Below are 17,154 nucleotides of genomic sequence, written 5' to 3'. Positions count from 1 at the left end.
GTTACTTCCTTGTAATAACTGAGCGTGAAAGATAATCACTGAGAAACTTGAGCATCTCAGGTGTTTCGCGTAATGACGATAGACCTAGGTCTACGCTGCCGTGCCCCCCAGCAAAGTCAAAGCTATCCAGATTGACAGTGCAGAAAAAGTTCAACTTGCCAAAATCCAGATTTTCCAATTCTGATCTGCTGAACCTTGCCAATTTCTCGTCAGTCAGTTGTTCCTCGGAAGCCGGGCGAATCAAACCGTCACAGCCTATCAACCGAGGGGTGCCATCACGCCGCGGCCAGCCAGTAATGACAAACGTTCTGACGGAATCCACATTCTTGAAATGCGGCGGCGGAGCATCCAGCCAAATCTCTAACCCCGGATAATTAGTCAACTTCACAATCAACTCATCGGGCCAGTTGACGTGTCGATAGCCCCGCTCATGGGGCTCGGTAGTCTCTTTTTTTGTATAAAGCCCGGCGGTCAATTTATAAAGACGCCAACTTTCAGGAATCGGCTTTACACTCTGATCGTGGTACGACCGTATCTCCGTCCCGGTCCACCAGAAATGCCCCTTGAGTGTATTGGCCAGACACGCTTTCTTATTTGCCAGTTCAGGCATGCCCACATAAAACTCCGGGACCAGAGTCTTATCCACATAGCTACCGCCCAGTATGGGCACCTGCTTCATGCTCGCCAGCTTCTTTTGACAGGCCTCCTGATCCGCGTAATAGATTGCCATCGCCTCGGCGACTTGTTCTTCACGGATATAAAAATCCACCACGCAATAACAGGCATAAATAAACAAGCCGTATTTCAACAACTTCTTAAACCATTTAACCCATGCCTTACGCGACATCCGGAGCATTTCAAATCTCCCTGTCAAACTGACGAGCAGGCTGTTTCTTGAGATGCCCGAACATCGCGCTTTCAAATACGTCAAAGTAGTGTTTCGTGCCGTACGCCACATCAAATCTGCTCGCCGTCAACTTCGCAGCGCTACGAAGGCAGTCGTACTCATCAACGGAATCAAGAACCTTGGCAATACGTTTGGCGATACCGTGATGATCGAAGAAATCCACCAGCATTCCATTGTGACCATCGATGATCACCTCCCTTACCGGAGCCGTATCCGACGCTACTACCACACACCCAGCCGCCATCGCCTCCAGTAACGACCACGACATAACAAACGGATACGTCAAATAAACATGAACCTTTGAACAGTCCAGAACTGCCCGATAAGTCTGGTAAGGAAGCTTCCCTGTGAAATGAACGGTGGAATGATCGAAACTTACCTCTGCCTCCATCCTGCTGCGCCAGTTTGCATAGCCAACCGGCTTACCCCCATAACTGACGTCATCACCGCCCACTATGATTATCTGCGCACCGGGACACTCAGCCTGAATATGCGGGATCGCTCGCATAAAACTGTGAAACCCGCGATAAGGCTCAAGATTCCTCGCGACATAAGTAACGATCGGCTGCCCGGTTCTCAGTTCGACGCCATTGGGCAACCTGACGGCCCCCGCTTTCGCCAAGCAAGAACTTTGAATGACGCCCTCGTGAATAACCCGAATGGCCGGCTGATAAGCTGCAGGAAACAGACTGCGCTGCCACCGCGTGGGCGCAATGGCAATGTCACATTGCTCAAGATTCAAAAGATGCAGCGAATTGAGCACTCGCAGCCTTGATGACTCTCTTGTTGCTCGCGGGAATTCAGGGTCGAACCCGGAATCTGCGCCCTGCGCCCGATAGTAATATTCGCAATAGTGAATAAGCGGCGCGTCAGGATAGACATCCTTGACGAAGAGCGTTTCCCCCCATCCGGGATGAGCGAGAATTACGTCCGGCCGATAACCCGAATGTTTCAGCCGGCTCAGAATTTCAAAAACCTTCTGTCCATCAGTCACCGCTTGTTCGTAACGGGTCAGGTAGGGGTGAATACCGCCCGGTGCTCGGCTGGCAGCGCGGTATCGATATATTTTCACCCCTGCGATACCCGGCGCCGTATCCCGACCTATCGCTAAAACCTCATAACGCCTGTCAATCGCCGCCAGCACCACATGACGGAACTGGCCCGGAAAGTTTTGGTGAATCACAAGAAGCTTCATAGCGGCATCGTCCTTTTATTCGCCGCTGTTGAACTGAGTTTTGCTCACCTCGATCGGCACGAACAGACGCTAACAAATGCAAGGAAATGAAACTGTAGGAAGCGTCTGGGAATGCCCTAGGAGATGGCTAACGGGGCGACTTTTTCGACGGGCATAAAAAGCGGCGCTGGGCTCATCTGACCTGTACGCAAAGACTCATACTTGGTTTATGGCGTTTATTCACGGAGTGTTTTTACACTCGTGAACGCTGGAAGCGCCAACCTGCGCGCTTCCAAGGATGACTCTTTGACTATGGACAGTCTCATGATGGCCAACACCCTCGTACTCACACCTTCGCAGACTCGACGGCTCTCCCCTGACGATCAATCCACGCCAGGACCTGATGACATCGACTCCCCGGCTACTCCCCTGGCTAACTTGGGTGGGGCGTTGTCCTGGCCCATTCCCCTGAGTGCGGACGAACAACGCCGCTTGCGTCTGATCACCATGAGCCATGCACACCATTTGGGCGACCAGCCGCTGGTGATGCAGATCAAGGGCGGTGTGCTGGAGTTCTTGCGTTATGACCACCCTATTCCCGAGAACGTGACAGACGACCCTGCAAAGATGCTCGACGCGCTGCTCCGCTCCCCGCAAGGGCAACTGATGGGCAAAACGCTGCAACAGAGAATGCAAGGCATCGACAGCGATAGCAGCGTTATGGATTACCTGCTGGCGGGGATCGCACTGCAGATGGATCCTGAGTCGATCACCGCCCCCCTTCGCAACAAGACAGCTGGCTTCGATCTGGCCAGCAATCGACATTGCGGCCGGCATGCATCTGCAGTCATCGATGACCTCGCCGAACACTTAAGCCGTGAAGGCAGAACCAGCGCTGCCCTGGCGAAAACCGGCGCATACCTTTTGCTAGGCAGGTCGGCACCGCAGTTTCTGATCGCAGACATTCCCCGAAATGTGAAAGTTGGCAGTCTGGCCTGGGCCAACCTGACCATGGCGGCAATGGCCATCGAGGCACAAACACCTGGCAAAGTCCCCGGCCTGACGTTTGCCCAAGTCATGAGCAAGGCTGAAAGTGCTCGCCGGGCTGACCCGGCATCGACTCAACGCATTCAGACAGCCGTATTACGCGATTGGGCTGTCACCAACGAAATCATCCTGAAAAGAAACGATGACGCCTACACCGACGGACAACTTGAAACGATAAGAGCGACATTTAACCAAGAGCTTGAAGAGCGGCTTGCTGCCGCCAGGATTCTGGACAAAGCATTACCGACACGAAAAGACATTGCCCTGGCCCTGCTGATAGAGCGGTTTAGCGATCTGGGCACGCTTTTCGAAGTCAAGGCTCTCCACACGGATACGTATCGTGGCGAGAGTGGACAGACGGGTTTCAGTGGCATCCATTCGCTTCTGGATTACGCAATGATGGACTTGCCGAATCCGCGTCCACTTGCATCAAGTGATACCCGCCTCCCACTCGAGGCATTGAATAACAACCCGACGTTCGGTGTGCAGGAAGCCTTCGACCGGCAGTTCGCCCGCTCAATTCTGGATAAAAAGGCCGCCGTCAATACAACGATCAGGCACATGATCTCCCTGCTCCCACTAGAAGACAAAAAGAATTTCGAGTTTGGAAAAGTCAGCTTTTTCCAACAAGGTTCATTTGTCTCGGATGGATTTTTCAATCATACCCCTTGCCCCAACGAACCCGGGCTGCTCATCAGGACGGAGCTGAGCGGCACGTTCCAGGCGTACGAAATCAACATCAATAAAGACACGATCGAACGGGCGGCCCTGCACAAGGCAAAGCAACAGGAATCAAGGGAGGCCAACAAATACTTCACGACCAAAGAGCTTGTCCCCCGTGAAGCGGCAAATGAACTGGGTCGTGAACTCGCTTTAAGCGAATCACTGGTGAGCAGTTTCAGCAGCGCGCGGTCCCGTGCGATTGCCGACACCTTTGTGCAACATCTGGATCTGGATGACCCCGCAATCAAAGAGCTCGCACGCGGGCAAACCCCAATGGACGAATATTACCGGCCCAAACCGCTGGGTGAGTTTTTGTTGAACCTGATCCCCTTCAGATCCGCCATTGTCAATTTTCAGAAGGGCAACTACGGCGAGGCGGTGTTTGATCTCACTGTGGATGTATTCGGTTTTCTCACGGCGGGCGTCGCCACGGCAGGAAAACTGATCAGAATCGGCAGGACTGCTCTGTCCACCGGCGCCAAGGCATTGAAGACCGCCCATGTCATCGGTGTCGCCACCATTGATGTGCTCAACCCGGTGGGTGGCTTGAGTGATCTGGCCAGACTCGTGGGCACCGGTGGCCTTTATCTGCTGTCCAGAGGCGCCAAAGCCGTCAACCGGCTCAGGGGGACCGCCGACAGTTACGATGTCTTGAAAGCGCTCAGCAAACAGTACGACGCGGCGGCAACGGGCACCGTAAAAGTAACCGGCCAGACTGTGGAAGGTGCGGCCGTGCTGAAGAGCGGTCAATGGTATTCATTTGATGCCGACACGATGCGACCTTACGGCAGCCCGCTCGAGGAATTCGCTGTCGCCACCCAGGCGGTCGCCGGAGAAGTGCTCGCTGCACACATCGATGATTGGGACGAACTGAGCCATACCTTGTTCAGCCGCTACAGTGTGCCCGATTCCAGAATCGCCGGGCTCTCTCGCAACAGCCAAGGGGTGTATGTTGCCGCCGACGGACACCTCTCCCACATACGCCATACCGATGGCAGCGGAACCACGGCGGTGTACGAGGTCAGGCAAGTCACTCGCACGGAAGACGGCGTCGTGCGTGCGCGGGTGTATCACGACAACCGGCAAACCAGTCTGCTGGTCCAGCATCTCCAGGGTGATCAGTGGCAACGACTGGGATTGTTTGGTGGGGGGCAGATCACGGCGGATCACTTGCGGGCCTGGGAGGCGTTGCCGCAAGCGGAACAGAAGAGGCTGACCATTCGGGGCTTTGCGCTACAGAACGGAGTGTCGGCCAAAACCTTTGCGTACTACGTAGAACCCGAGGGTCAGTTGAGCGCTGCCGGCTTGCTCATGCGTAACCGACCTGCCAACACCCCTTTCAACAAGGTGACTCATGTACATGTCCGTGACTGGCAAACCATGACACAGCCGGCGCGTGACGCAATGACCATGGAAGGATTTGCCGGCCACCACCACCTTAATCCGATCTCGTTCAAAACTTATGTGCGAGCCGACGGGCTCGGGCCCGCGGGTGAAACGCTGCTGAACAGGGCGGCCGGCAGCTCTTACAACGCGCTTACCGATGACCATTTACGCACGTGGAAAGGATTGTTCGAGAAACCGGACAACTCGGTCACACCGCAAGAGTTCATACGTGAACACGGGCTCAGCCCGAACTCTTGGAGACTTCACGTTAAAGTTGATGGCACCCTGAAAGATGAGACTGTGCAGCGTTTTGATCAAGCTCGGCAGACGTCCGCCGTGCCGCTCGCTGCGACGCCAGCCCGTTTACCGACGCGGGTTCCGGGGGGACCGGAGGAGAAGATCACTGCCGAGCATCTACTGAATTGGGAGGCGGTGTCGCGTAACGAACAGGGGAACACGAGTCGTGCAGACTTTGCCCGGCAACATAACCTGTCCCAGACAACTTTTGAATACTACGTGCAACCTGACGGCCAACTGAGTGCTACGGGCGCCATTGTGCGCAACCGCCCCGCCAATATGCCCTTCGACAAGGTGACCCAAACGCATATCGATCATTGGCAAAACATGACGCAACGAGCGCGTGACGCAATGACCATGGAGGGATTTGCCGGTCATCATCACCTTCATCCGGGGACGTTCAAAAGCTTTGTGCGGCGCAATGGAAGCTTGGGGCCCGCCGGTAAAGCGCTATTGAACAGAGCAACGGGCACCGCCTATAACGCGATTACCGATGATCATCTACGCGAGTGGAGCCGGCAATTCGGGCAACCGGATAATTTGGTCACGGCAGCGGAGTTCGTCAGTCAACACGGATTTAGCCCAACCTCTTGGCATGCGCAAGTAAGAGCTAATGGATCTTTACGAGATGCGACTGCGCAGCGTCTCTATCCAGCAGGGCGCGACGTCGCACTACTCCCCTCCGCGCCCCAAAAAACTGATGCAATTGCGAGCCTGCCGGCTCATGTGCCAGGCCGGCGTAGTGAGTTAATCACTGCTGAGCACTTATTGGCTTGGGAAGCATTACCGCGAGCAGAACAGCTGTCGCTTACCCGCGAGGGTTTTACCCGCCAGAAAGGGCTATCCGGCAAAACCTTTGCGTACTATGTGGAGCCTGACGGGCAGTTGAGCGCCGCGGGCATGATCGTGCGTGAACGCCCCGCCGGCACACCCGTCAATCCGGTGACCGGTGCGCATATTCGTGATTGGCAAGCCATGACACAACCGTTGCGTGATGCAATGACCATGGAGGGATTTGCCGGTCTTCATCACCTTCATCCGGGTCTGTTTAAAAGTATTGTCCGGCAAAATGGAAGCCTGGCACCTGCCGGTGAAGCGATGTTGAACAGGGCGGCAGGCGTTGCTTACAACTCGATTAGAGATGAGCATCTAAGCCAGTGGAAAATGCTCTTCGAGAAGTCGGGCAACACAGTCACAGTAGAAGAATTCGTACGCCAGCACGGATTAAGCCCCAACTCTTGGCGACGACTTGTCAGAGCTAATGGACTCTTAAAAGATACCGCTGTGCGGCGTCTCGAACAGGCAGGGAGAAACACCACATTGTCTCCCGCGCCTCAACAAATCGAGACAAGTTCGGGACAAAAGCGGCCTGCACAGGAATCTGTCGACCCGACCCAGCCGAAGAAGTCTGCCGACACACCACAAAACTCAGAACAGGCTCCCGGCCCCTCCTCGGACATCCTGCCTGTCGCAATCAAGGTTGAAACCGGAACGTCCTCGTCATTGCCTCATCAGGTCGACAACACATTGCCAATCCTGCAGGACCCAAAGAACCCCAGGCTCAGTTTGACCCATGCATTAGAGGGGCCGATAGATGACATCCGTATCGCCCACTGGAATGGCTTGCTTGACGGTCTCGATAACGCAAGCAAAAAAAACGTTTCAAGCCAGATCAAGGAATCGATCAAAGACTGGTTGCGTACCGAAGGACAGCATCAATCGCGGTTTGATCAAACTCTGGAAGTGTTCACGGCACTGGATGACGGCCCCAATCGCGGCGCGTCAGTGTGGGCACGACGCGATATTGCCAAATTTGAAGTGCTAGGACCGTACGCAGGCAAGTTTCATGAATCAGATGCGTCGTTGTTTCAGGAGATACGCAAACAAGGTTCACGGGCTGTACTGACTTACTTGTTCGGCACACGCTCGGGCAATCGCTCGGTGAGTGGGCTGCACACGGGCAATACCCTGAGCCTGATCAATACCTCACAACTGGGCAATGAGCCGGCATGGAAGTCGAACAACGTCATTTCCATTGCCGCGGGAAAAAACCTGACGTTCTACGTGGCGCTAGAGGACATCAGCAAGGGTGATGAATTACTGATGGATTACGGCCTGCTCTATCAGCCCGTGCCTGATATAGCGGTCAAACAGGACCCTGGTCGCTGACTGCCCGTTGAGGCGTCAAAGCGACGACGGCCATTGATCCTTGGGTGCGCTGTACGGTGGCGCCTTAATCCTGACGATATTCCCGGGCACAAAAAAGCGGCGCTAATTGCGCCGCTTTCATTTGCGTGAATCTACCAGCGGTTGCCACGCCCGTTATGGTCGCCGCGTCCACTGTGTCGGTCGTAGTTACCGCGACCGCGGTGATCGTTATCCCAACCGCCGCGACGATGGCCATCCCAACGCCCGCGATCGTTGTCGTGCCAGCGACGGCTTTCGTAATAACGTGGAGCCGGCTGGTAGTAACGCGGCGCCGATTGGTAATAGCGCGGTTGCTGGTAATACCGCGGGGCTGGCTGGTAGTAGCGTGGCTGCGCGTAATACCTGCTGCCACCGTTGTAATACGTGCCGCCCGTGTTGTAGTAGGCCGGTGCGGGTGATGTGTAGACCTCTGAGCTGTAATACGAGTCCGCGTAGGAGTACGGGACGCAACCGGCAACGGAAAACATCATCGCAGCAAGTAGAAGAATTCGTCTATACATGGCGGCCTCCTGGACCGCGGGTTGGCCACACCAGCGACGCTGGCAGGCGACAGTCATTTAATCGGTGACTGTCGAAAAATCAGACAGCGTTTTCGGCATCTGGTGCGTTCCTGCAACAAGTTGAAACAAGTGATTGATGAAATCCTGTTCATTTGGAAAACGCTGTCATTCAGCCGCTGATCAATGGTGGCCACCGTGATATCCGCCGCCGTGATAACCCCGTCCGTAACCGCCTCGATAGCCGTAGCCACCGTGGTAATAACGCGCGCCGCCGTAGTAGCGCGGAGCGTAATAACCACCGTAGGAATAAGGTGAGTAATAGCCGGGATAGTAGTAGGTAGACGGATAAGCATCGTAGGGTCCGGCGTAGTAGTAACAACCGGACAGACCCAAACCGAGCACCGCTCCCAGCAGCACCCTTCGCAATGTTTTTTGAATAAGCATGGCGGCCTCCTGAAAGACCCGCGACAGCAGTCGGCACAGACCGGCTGACATCTGTTTTGACTGGCAAAACCAGACCGAGTGCCAACAGCGCAAAACCATCGGATCAGCGGCAAACACGCTGCATCACGGTGCAGCCGCGCACCAACTCAAAGCGCCCCAGCAGCTTCGCCACCAACCCTAGGCAACCCGCGCGCCCGTGCCAGAGCGCCTGACGCAACTTGGCACGCGTCTCGCTTTAGCAAACCCGTGCAGGAGTCATCACAGGTTCGCGGCACCACAATTTGCAATGGCTGACTAGGGTTCCGGCTCGCAATCGCGAGTGGCTGGTCCGAGAGTTGGCGACCTCCAGTTGAGGTTACACGGCGGGACAAAAGCCCGGGAGACAAGCCACCGTTCGCGGTGCCGCGTTGCCTTCCTGTCCGCCCTTGATCAACTGGAGAATCCACCATGACCCGACTATGTTTGCCCGCCCTGCTCGCCGCCGCCTTCGCCGCGCTCATCAGCAGCCAATCCTTCGCCGCACAGAAAGACCATTTCAGCGTCTGCTGGACGATTTACGCTGGCTGGATGCCATGGGAATACGCCGGCAGCCAGGGCATCGTCGACAAATGGGCGAAGAAATACGGGATCAAGATCGACGTCGTGCAGCTCAACGACTACGTCGAATCGATCAACCAGTACACCGCCGGCCAGTTCGACGGTTGCACCATGACTAACATGGATGCGCTGACCATTCCGGCCGCCGGCGGTGTCGACAGCACCGCGCTGATCGTCAGCGATTTCTCAAACGGCAACGACGGCATCGTCCTCAAGGGCGACGGCAAAAAAGTCGCCGACCTCAAGGGCATGGACGTCAATCTGGTCGAACTGTCGGTCTCGCACTACCTGCTGGCTCGCGCGCTGGACTCGGTCGATCTGACCGAAAAAGACCTGAAAGTGGTCAACACTTCCGACGCCGATATCTCCGCCGCTTTCAACACCGAACAGGTCAACGCCGTCACTACCTGGAACCCGATGCTCTCGGACATCAAGGCCAAACCGGGGGTGACCGAAGTGTTCAACTCCAGCCAGATTCCCGGCGAGATCATGGACATGATGGTGGTCAACAGCGCCACGCTCAAAGACAACCCGGCGCTGGGCAAAGCACTGACCGGCGCGTGGTTCGAAGTGGTCGAACTGATGAACGCCAAGAACGCCGCGAGCAAGACTGCGCTGGAGCACATGGCCAAGGCCTCGGGCACCGATCTGGCCGGATTCCAGGCGCAACTCGACACCACCAAACTGTTCGCCACCCCGAGCGAAGCGCTGAACTTCGCCACCAGCAAACAACTGCCGGAAACCATGCGCAAGGTCGCCGAGTTCTCCTTCCAGCACGGCTTGCTCGGCGAAGGCGCGAAAGACACCAGCGCGGTCGGCATGGCCTTCGCCAACGGCGTGACCAGTGGCGATACCGGCAACCTCAAGCTGCGTTTCGATCCGACCTACGTGCAGATGGCCGCCGACGCCAAGCTGTAAGCCACGGAGGATTTGGCCATGCGCCTGATCAATCGCCACCCGGATCGCCCGAGTCGCCTGTTGTTGGTGATCCTGCCGTTCGCTCTGCTGCTGTTCGCCTACTTCATGGGCTCGGCCGAGCGCCTGGCGGACAACCCCAACGACAAACTGCTGCCGAGCGCCGTACAGATGACCGACGCGGTCAAACGCCTGGCCTTCAATGCCGACAGTCGCACCGGTGACTACCTGTTATGGCAGGACACGGCTTCCAGCCTGCGGCGTCTGGCTATCGGCCTTGGCATCGCCGCGCTGGCCGGGCTGTGCCTGGGCATCGCTGCCGGCACGTTGCCGCTGTTCGGTGCGCCGTTGTCGCCGCTGCTGACAGTGCTGTCGATGGTGCCACCGCTGGCGATCCTGCCCATTCTGTTCATCGTGTTCGGTCTGGGCGAGTTGTCGAAGGTCATGCTGATCGTGATCGGCATCACGCCGGCGCTCGCTCGCGACCTTGAACAGCGTGCGCGGGAAATTCCCGTCGAACTGCTGATCAAGGCGCAGACCCTCGGCGCCTCGACCTGGACGTTGATGCTGCGCGTAGTGCTGCCGCAACTGCTGCCACGCTTGCTGATCTCGCTGCGGCTGATGCTCGGTTCGGCGTGGTTGTTCCTGATTGCCGCCGAAGCGATCGCCTCCACCGACGGCCTCGGCTACCGGATTTTTCTGGTCCGGCGTTATCTGGCGATGGACGTGATCCTGCCGTATGTGGTGTGGATCACCCTCCTCGCCTGGCTGATGGATTGGGGCCTGAAATACCTGACCCGTCGCGCATTCCCTTGGTATGAGGGGGCGGCCAAATGAGCTTCATCACCGTGAAAAACGTCTGGCAGCAATACGCCGATCAGGTGGTGCTGGAAGGCTTGAACCTGAGCGTCAACGAAGGTGAATTCTGCACCTTGGTCGGCGCGTCCGGTTGCGGCAAATCGACCTTCCTGCGTCTGCTGCTCGGCCAGGAAACGGCGAGTCGCGGCGAGATTCTGCTCGACGGCCAAGCGCTCGCCAGCGAGCCGGATGCCAGCCGTGGCGTGGTGTTCCAGCGCTACTCGGTGTTCCCGCATTTGAGCGTGCTCGACAACGTCGCCCTCGGCCTCGAACTGCCGCGTGCGCCATTGCTCGGTCGGCTGTTCGGCAGCGCCAAACGTGAAGCTCGCGAACAAGCGGCAGCATTGCTGAATAAAGTTGGCCTCGGCCATGCGCTGGACAAGTACCCGGCGCAGCTGTCCGGCGGCATGCAGCAACGGCTGGCGATTGCCCAGGCACTGATCATGAAACCGCGCGTGCTGCTGCTCGACGAACCGTTCGGCGCGCTCGATCCGGGCATCCGCAAAGACATGCACGCCTTGCTGCTGGAGCTGTGGCGCGAGACCCAGTTGACGGTGTTCATGGTCACCCATGACCTGTCCGAAGGCTTCAGCCTCGGCACGCGTCTGCTGGTGTTCGACAAGGTTCGCCTCGACCCGCACGCCCCCGGCGCCTATGGCGCGCGCATCACCTACGACATCCCTTTGAACAGCGACCGCCGCGCCCAACGCGCCGCCGTCGACGCCCTGCCGTTGCCACTGGCAGGTGCCCTTCGCACCGCTTGAGAGGACTGCTCCGATGAATAAGCCGATGACTGATTCGACCCAACTGTTCCCACCTTTCGCCGAAGAAATGCTTCCCGGCGGCGGCCACCGTTCCTTCGTGTTGAAGCGCGGTCAATTGCTGCGCCTGACCGACCTGCGCGGCGGCGCCAACGTCAGCCTGACCCTGCTCAACGCCAATGAAAAAACCGAACGGCTGAACCTGCCCGACAGCCTCAAATGCCAACACACCGCCAAGCTCACCAGTGGCCATTGCCTGTACTCGGACATGGGCCGCGTCCTCGCCGCGATCACCACCGACACCTGCGGCTGGAGCGACAGCCTCGGCGGCGTGCTCTGCGCCGAAGAAGTCGCGCAGAAGTACGGTCAGGGCCGCTATCAGGAACTGCGCAACGGCTTCTTCCGCAACGGTACCGACAACCTGCTGGTGGAACTCGGCAAGTGGGGCCTGGGCCTCTCCGACCTATTGATGACGCTCAATCTGTTCAGTCGCGTCAACGTCGACGAGGCCGGGCGTTTCCACTTCGTCGAAGGCAATTCCAAGGCCGGCGATTACATCGAACTGTACGCGCCGATGGACACACTGGTGGTGCTCACTGCGCTGCAGCACCCGATGGATCCGGCGCCGGAATACGCACCGAAACCACTGAAGCTGAGCTGGATGAACGCCGACGCCAGCGTCGCCGAACACTGCCGCACCTCGCGCCCGGAAAATGAGCGCGGCTTTATCAATACCGACCGTTTGTTCGCCTGAGGATCGCTGCCATGTCAGTTGCTATCGCCACTTCGCAAAACCAACCCGACACAGCGGTGTACCGCGCCACGATCCCGGCCGGTGAACCCTGGCTGATGGAGGTCAAGGCCGGCCAGACCCTGCGCATCCTCGATCTAGAAGGTAATCAGGCCATCGATACGTTGTTCTACAGCCTTGCCAATCCCAAGGAACGCTACGACGTGCAGCGCACCTTGCGTCGGCAGAACAGCGTCTACCTGAGCACCGGCAGCGTGCTGTATTCCAACCTCGGCCACGCGATGCTGACCATCGTCGCCGACACTTGCGGACGCCACGACACCCTAGGCGGTGCCTGTGCACAAGAGAGCAACACCGTGCGCTACGCCCTGGAAAAACGCTACATGCACAGCTGCCGCGACAACTACCTGCGCGCTTGTGCCCATGATGGGCGACTGGGCAAAAGCGACATCGGGCCGAACATCAATTTCTTCATGAATGTGCCGGTGACGGCGGATGGCGGGCTGACCTTCGAGGACGGGATTTCGGCGCCGGGCAAGTACGTCGATTTACGCGCGGAGATGGACGTGATCGTGCTGATTTCCAACTGCCCGCAGTTGAACAACCCGTGCAACGCCTATAACCCGACACCTGCGGAGCTACTGGTATGGAACTGACTATCCGCCGTTTACGCCGTTGGTTGTTTGCACTGTGTCAGGCGCGTTCCGGGCAGTGCCTGAAAAAGTGAAACCACCACAGACCCAATTGTAGGAGTGAGCCTGCTCGCGATAGCGGTGTGTCAGACACATCAGTTTTGACTGATCCGACGCTATCGCGAGCAGGCTCACTCCTACAAGGGATCGGTGGTGATCTGAAGTGTTTTTTCATCCGGGACGGCCCGGATGTCTGTCGAAAAACGGCGGGACGGCCCGCTTCCCCTTCAGGGGTTATGCCATGTTCGAAAAAGTCCTCATCGCCAACCGTGGCGCCATCGCCTGCCGCATCCTGCGCACCCTCGCTTCACTGCAGGTCAAAGGCGTGGCCGTGTATTCCGAAGCCGACGCCGCCAGCCTGCACATTCTGCACGCCGATGAAGCGCACAGCCTCGGTGAAGGCGCCGCTGCCGGCACGTATCTGGCGGTCGACAAAATTCTCGCCATCGCCAAGCAAAGCGGCGCCACGGCGATCCATCCCGGTTACGGGTTTCTCTCGGAGAACGCCGCGTTCGCCGAAGCCTGCGCAGCGCACAACATCGCTTTCATCGGCCCGACGCCGGAACAACTGCGCGTATTCGGCCTCAAGCACACCGCCCGTGCGCTGGCCAAACAGCACGGCGTGCCCATGCTCGAAGGCACCGAACTGCTCGACAGCCTCGACGCCGCGCTGATTGCCGGCGAACAGGTCGGCTACCCGGTGATGCTGAAAAGCACCGCCGGCGGTGGCGGCATCGGCATGCGCGTGTGCCGCAGCGCCAGCGAATTGAGCGAATCCTTCGAAGCGGTAAAACGTCTCGGCCAGAACAACTTTAGCGACGCTGGCGTGTTCATCGAGAAGTACATTCAGCGCGCCCGGCATCTGGAAGTGCAGGTGTTCGGTGACGGTCGCGGTGAAGTCATCGCCCTCGGCGTGCGCGACTGCTCGGTGCAGCGGCGCAATCAGAAAGTCCTCGAAGAAACCCCGGCGCCGAACCTGCCGGACGGAATGGCCGAAGAGCTGTGCGCAGCGGCGATCAAGCTGGCGAAAGCGGTGAACTACCGCAGCGCCGGAACCGTGGAATTCGTCTTCGACAGCGAGGCGCAGCGTTTTTACTTTCTCGAAGTGAACACGCGTTTGCAGGTCGAGCACGGCGTCACTGAACAAGTCTGGGGCGTCGATCTGGTGCGCTGGATGGTTGAGCTGGCGGCGGGTGAGCTGCCGCCGCTGAGCGAACTCATATGTGGTTTGCAACCCGAGGGCCATGCGATTCAGGCGCGGTTGTATGCGGAAGATCCGGGGCGCGATTTCCAGCCGAGCCCGGGCCTGCTGACGGCGGTGGAGTTTCCGCCGGCCAACGGCATTCAACTGCGCATCGATACCTGGGTCGAGGCCGGTTGCGAGATCCCGCCGTACTTCGACCCGATGATCGCCAAGGTCATCACCTGGGCGCCGACTCGCGAACAGGCGCGCGCCGAGCTGCATAAAACGCTGGGCGAAAGTCTGTTGTACGGTGTGGAAACCAACCGCGATTACCTGCGGCAGATTTTGCTCGACACGCCGTTCGCCAGCGGCGAGCCGTGGACCCGTTGTCTGGAGAATCTGGTCTATCGCGCCAACACCTTCGAAGTGCTCAGCGCCGGCACGCAAACCAGTGTGCAGGACTATCCCGGCCGCCTCGGTTACTGGGCGGTCGGCGTGCCGCCATCGGGGCCGATGGACAGCCGTGCATTGCGTCTGGGCAATCGCTTGCTCGGCAATGCTGAAGGCGCGGCGGCGCTGGAAATCACCATGAGCGGACCTTTGTTGCGCTTCAATTGTGCGGCGGTGGTCGCGGTGACGGGGGCGCCGATTGGCCTGACGCTTGAGGGGGAAAGCGTGCCGATGAACACCACGTTGCTGATCCCCGCTGGCGCGACGTTGCATCTGGGCAGCATCAGCGGCGCCGGGGCACGCAGTTATCTGTGTCTGCGCGGTGGCTTGCAGGTGCCGGATTACCTGGGCAGCAAAAGTACTTTCACTCTGGGTCAGTTTGGTGGGCACGGTGGTCGGGCGTTGCGTGCCGGGGATGTGTTGCATATCGCTGCGCTGAAGGACCGCAGTGCGGGTCAGCAACTGGCCGAACAGCACATCACCGCGTTGCCGGCGGTGCGGCAGATTCGGGTGATTTACGGCCCGCACGCGGCACCGGAATACTTCACTGAAAACTACATCAGCACTTTTTTTCAAACTCAGTGGGAAGTGCATTTCAACTCCAGCCGCACCGGTGTCCGGCTGATCGGGCCGAAGCCGGAATGGGTGCGGGCCGACGGTGGCGAGGCGGGGTTGCATCCGTCGAACATTCACGACAATCCGTATGCCATTGGCGCGGTGGATTTCACCGGGGATATGCCGGTGATCCTCGGCCCGGATGGCCCGAGCCTTGGCGGATTCGTGTGCCCGGTGACGGTGATCGAAGCGGATCTTTGGCAGCTTGGGCAGCTCAAGGCGGGCGATAAAATCCAGTTCATTCCCGTCGACCTCAAGACCGCCCGCGATCTCGCCTTGAAATGGGATCTCCCCTGTGGGAGCGAGCTTGCTCGCGAAAAGGCCGTGTCAGTCAACATTGATGTGTCTGACACACCGCATTCGCGAGCAAGCTCGCTCCCACAGGGTTTGATGTCACCTGTAGTGCTGGATTTGGGTCAGGGGGATCGCCGGCTTGTTGCACGGGTCTCCGGGGATACTCATCTGTTGCTGGAAATCGGCGAGCCGGAACTCAATCTGGTTCTGCGCTTCCGCGCCCACGCCCTGATGCAGGCACTGGAAAACAAAACCCTGCACGGCGTGATCGACCTCACCCCCGGCATTCGCTCGCTGCAAATCCACTACCAGCCCGAGCAACTGCCGCTGGCCGATCTGCTCGGCATCATCGCTGGCGAGTGGGACGCGGTGTGCGCCGCCAACGACCTGCAAGTGCCGTCGCGCATCGTGCATTTGCCGCTGTCGTGGGACGACCCGGCTTGCCAGTTGGCCATCGAGAAATACATGACCACCGTGCGTAAGGACGCGCCGTGGTGCCCGAGCAATCTGGAGTTCATCCGGCGCATCAACGACCTGCCGAATCTCGACGAAGTACAGCGCACGGTGTTCGATGCCAGCTATCTGGTAATGGGTCTTGGCGATGTTTACCTCGGTGCTCCGGTAGCCACGCCGCTGGATCCGCGTCATCGTTTGGTGACGACCAAATACAACCCGGCACGCACCTGGACCGCTGAAAACTCGGTGGGCATCGGCGGCGCCTACATGTGCGTGTATGGCATGGAAGGCCCCGGCGGTTATCAGTTTGTCGGGCGCACTCTGCAGATGTGGAATCGCTACCGCGAAGTCGCTGCGTTCGATGGCAAACCGTGGCTGCTGCGCTTCTTCGATCAGATTCGTTTCTACCCGGTCAGCGCCGAAGAACTGCTGCGCATCCGCCGTGATTTTCCGCTGGGGCGCTTCGATCTCAACATCGAACACAGCCAGCTCAACCTTGCCGATTATCAGGCTTTTCTCAATCGCGAAGCCGAAGGCATCAGTGCCTTTCGCGCCCAACAACAGGGCGCGTTCAACGCCGAACGCGAACGCTGGATCGCCAGCGGTCAGGCGCATTTCGACAGCGAAGAAGCCGTGCCGGAATCGACCGAGGATGCGCCACTGGCCGACGGAGAACACAGCGTCGACAGCCACATTGCCGGCAATCTCTGGCAGGTGCAGGTCGAGGCCGGCAGCCGTGTTGAAGCGGGCGATGTGCTGGTGATTCTCGAGTCGATGAAGATGGAGATCCCGGTACTCGCGCCGCTGGCCGGGGTAGTGCGCGAGATCCGCGTGCAGCCCGGTTCGGCGGTGCGCGCCGGACAACGCGTCGTGGTGCTGGCACTCGACTGAAGCCA

Annotated in this window: 11 protein-coding genes and 1 riboswitch; of the genes, 7 read left to right on the top strand and 4 right to left on the bottom strand. The window is 58.5% G+C overall.

Annotated elements, in window-relative coordinates:
* Window position 1: 1 nt before the first annotated feature.
* A complete protein-coding gene (locus tag CLU80_RS20645; RefSeq protein ID WP_099758251.1) occupies window positions 2–856 on the bottom strand; it encodes a hypothetical protein in 855 nt (284 codons plus the stop codon).
* A gap of 1 nt (window position 857) precedes the next feature.
* On the bottom strand, window positions 858–2,102 hold the full coding sequence (locus tag CLU80_RS20640; protein WP_099758250.1) for a glycosyltransferase family 4 protein: 1,245 nt from the start codon (window positions 2,100–2,102) through the stop codon (window positions 858–860).
* A 303-nt stretch (window positions 2,103–2,405) separates the two neighbouring features.
* On the opposite strand from CLU80_RS20640, the gene CLU80_RS20635 reads away from it, so the two are divergent.
* Window positions 2,406–7,703, top strand: coding sequence for an SET domain-containing protein-lysine N-methyltransferase (locus tag CLU80_RS20635; protein WP_099759394.1), 5,298 nt, complete (start codon window positions 2,406–2,408; stop codon window positions 7,701–7,703).
* 131 nt (window positions 7,704–7,834) lie between these two features.
* On the opposite strand, the gene CLU80_RS20630 is transcribed toward CLU80_RS20635, so the two are convergent.
* Both CLU80_RS20630 and CLU80_RS20625 read right to left on the bottom strand, forming a co-directional pair.
* Window positions 7,835–8,242, bottom strand: a complete 408-nt coding sequence (locus tag CLU80_RS20630) for a hypothetical protein (protein WP_099758249.1) — start codon at window positions 8,240–8,242, stop codon at window positions 7,835–7,837.
* Window positions 8,243–8,422: 180 nt separating this feature from the next.
* Complete coding sequence (locus CLU80_RS20625; protein ID WP_093438415.1) at window positions 8,423–8,686, bottom strand: hypothetical protein; 264 nt, start codon at window positions 8,684–8,686, stop codon at window positions 8,423–8,425.
* Between the two features lie 283 nt (window positions 8,687–8,969).
* Window positions 8,970–9,070: riboswitch (guanidine-I (ykkC/yxkD leader) on the top strand.
* Between the two features lie 63 nt (window positions 9,071–9,133).
* Between CLU80_RS20625 and CLU80_RS20620 the strand changes: the two genes are divergently transcribed.
* From CLU80_RS20620 to uca, 6 genes are all read left to right on the top strand, one after another.
* Window positions 9,134–10,201, top strand: a complete 1,068-nt coding sequence (locus CLU80_RS20620; RefSeq protein WP_099758248.1) for a putative urea ABC transporter substrate-binding protein — start codon at window positions 9,134–9,136, stop codon at window positions 10,199–10,201.
* 18 nt (window positions 10,202–10,219) lie between these two features.
* Window positions 10,220–11,035 (top strand): ABC transporter permease, encoded by an 816-nt coding sequence (locus CLU80_RS20615; protein ID WP_077571513.1) that lies wholly within the window; start codon window positions 10,220–10,222, stop codon window positions 11,033–11,035.
* On the top strand, window positions 11,032–11,820 hold the full coding sequence (locus tag CLU80_RS20610; protein ID WP_099758247.1) for an ABC transporter ATP-binding protein: 789 nt from the start codon (window positions 11,032–11,034) through the stop codon (window positions 11,818–11,820). The genes CLU80_RS20615 and CLU80_RS20610 overlap by 4 nt, the downstream gene beginning before the upstream one ends.
* A gap of 25 nt (window positions 11,821–11,845) precedes the next feature.
* Window positions 11,846–12,571, top strand: a complete 726-nt coding sequence (locus CLU80_RS20605; protein ID WP_077571665.1) for an urea amidolyase associated protein UAAP1 — start codon at window positions 11,846–11,848, stop codon at window positions 12,569–12,571.
* An 11-nt stretch (window positions 12,572–12,582) separates the two neighbouring features.
* Window positions 12,583–13,224: an urea amidolyase associated protein UAAP2 gene (locus tag CLU80_RS20600; protein WP_099758246.1), complete on the top strand. Its 642-nt coding sequence runs from the start codon at window positions 12,583–12,585 to the stop codon at window positions 13,222–13,224.
* 277 nt (window positions 13,225–13,501) lie between these two features.
* Window positions 13,502–17,149 (top strand): urea carboxylase, encoded by a 3,648-nt coding sequence (gene uca / locus CLU80_RS20590; protein WP_099758244.1) that lies wholly within the window; start codon window positions 13,502–13,504, stop codon window positions 17,147–17,149.
* The last annotated feature ends 5 nt before the right edge of the window (window positions 17,150–17,154 follow it).

Origin of the sequence: Pseudomonas sp. 29 (genome assembly GCF_002754355.1) — a bacterium.
Taxonomy (GTDB): Bacteria; Pseudomonadota; Gammaproteobacteria; order Pseudomonadales; family Pseudomonadaceae; genus Aquipseudomonas; species Aquipseudomonas neuropathica.
This window is presented reverse-complemented; position numbering and strand designations above follow the sequence as displayed.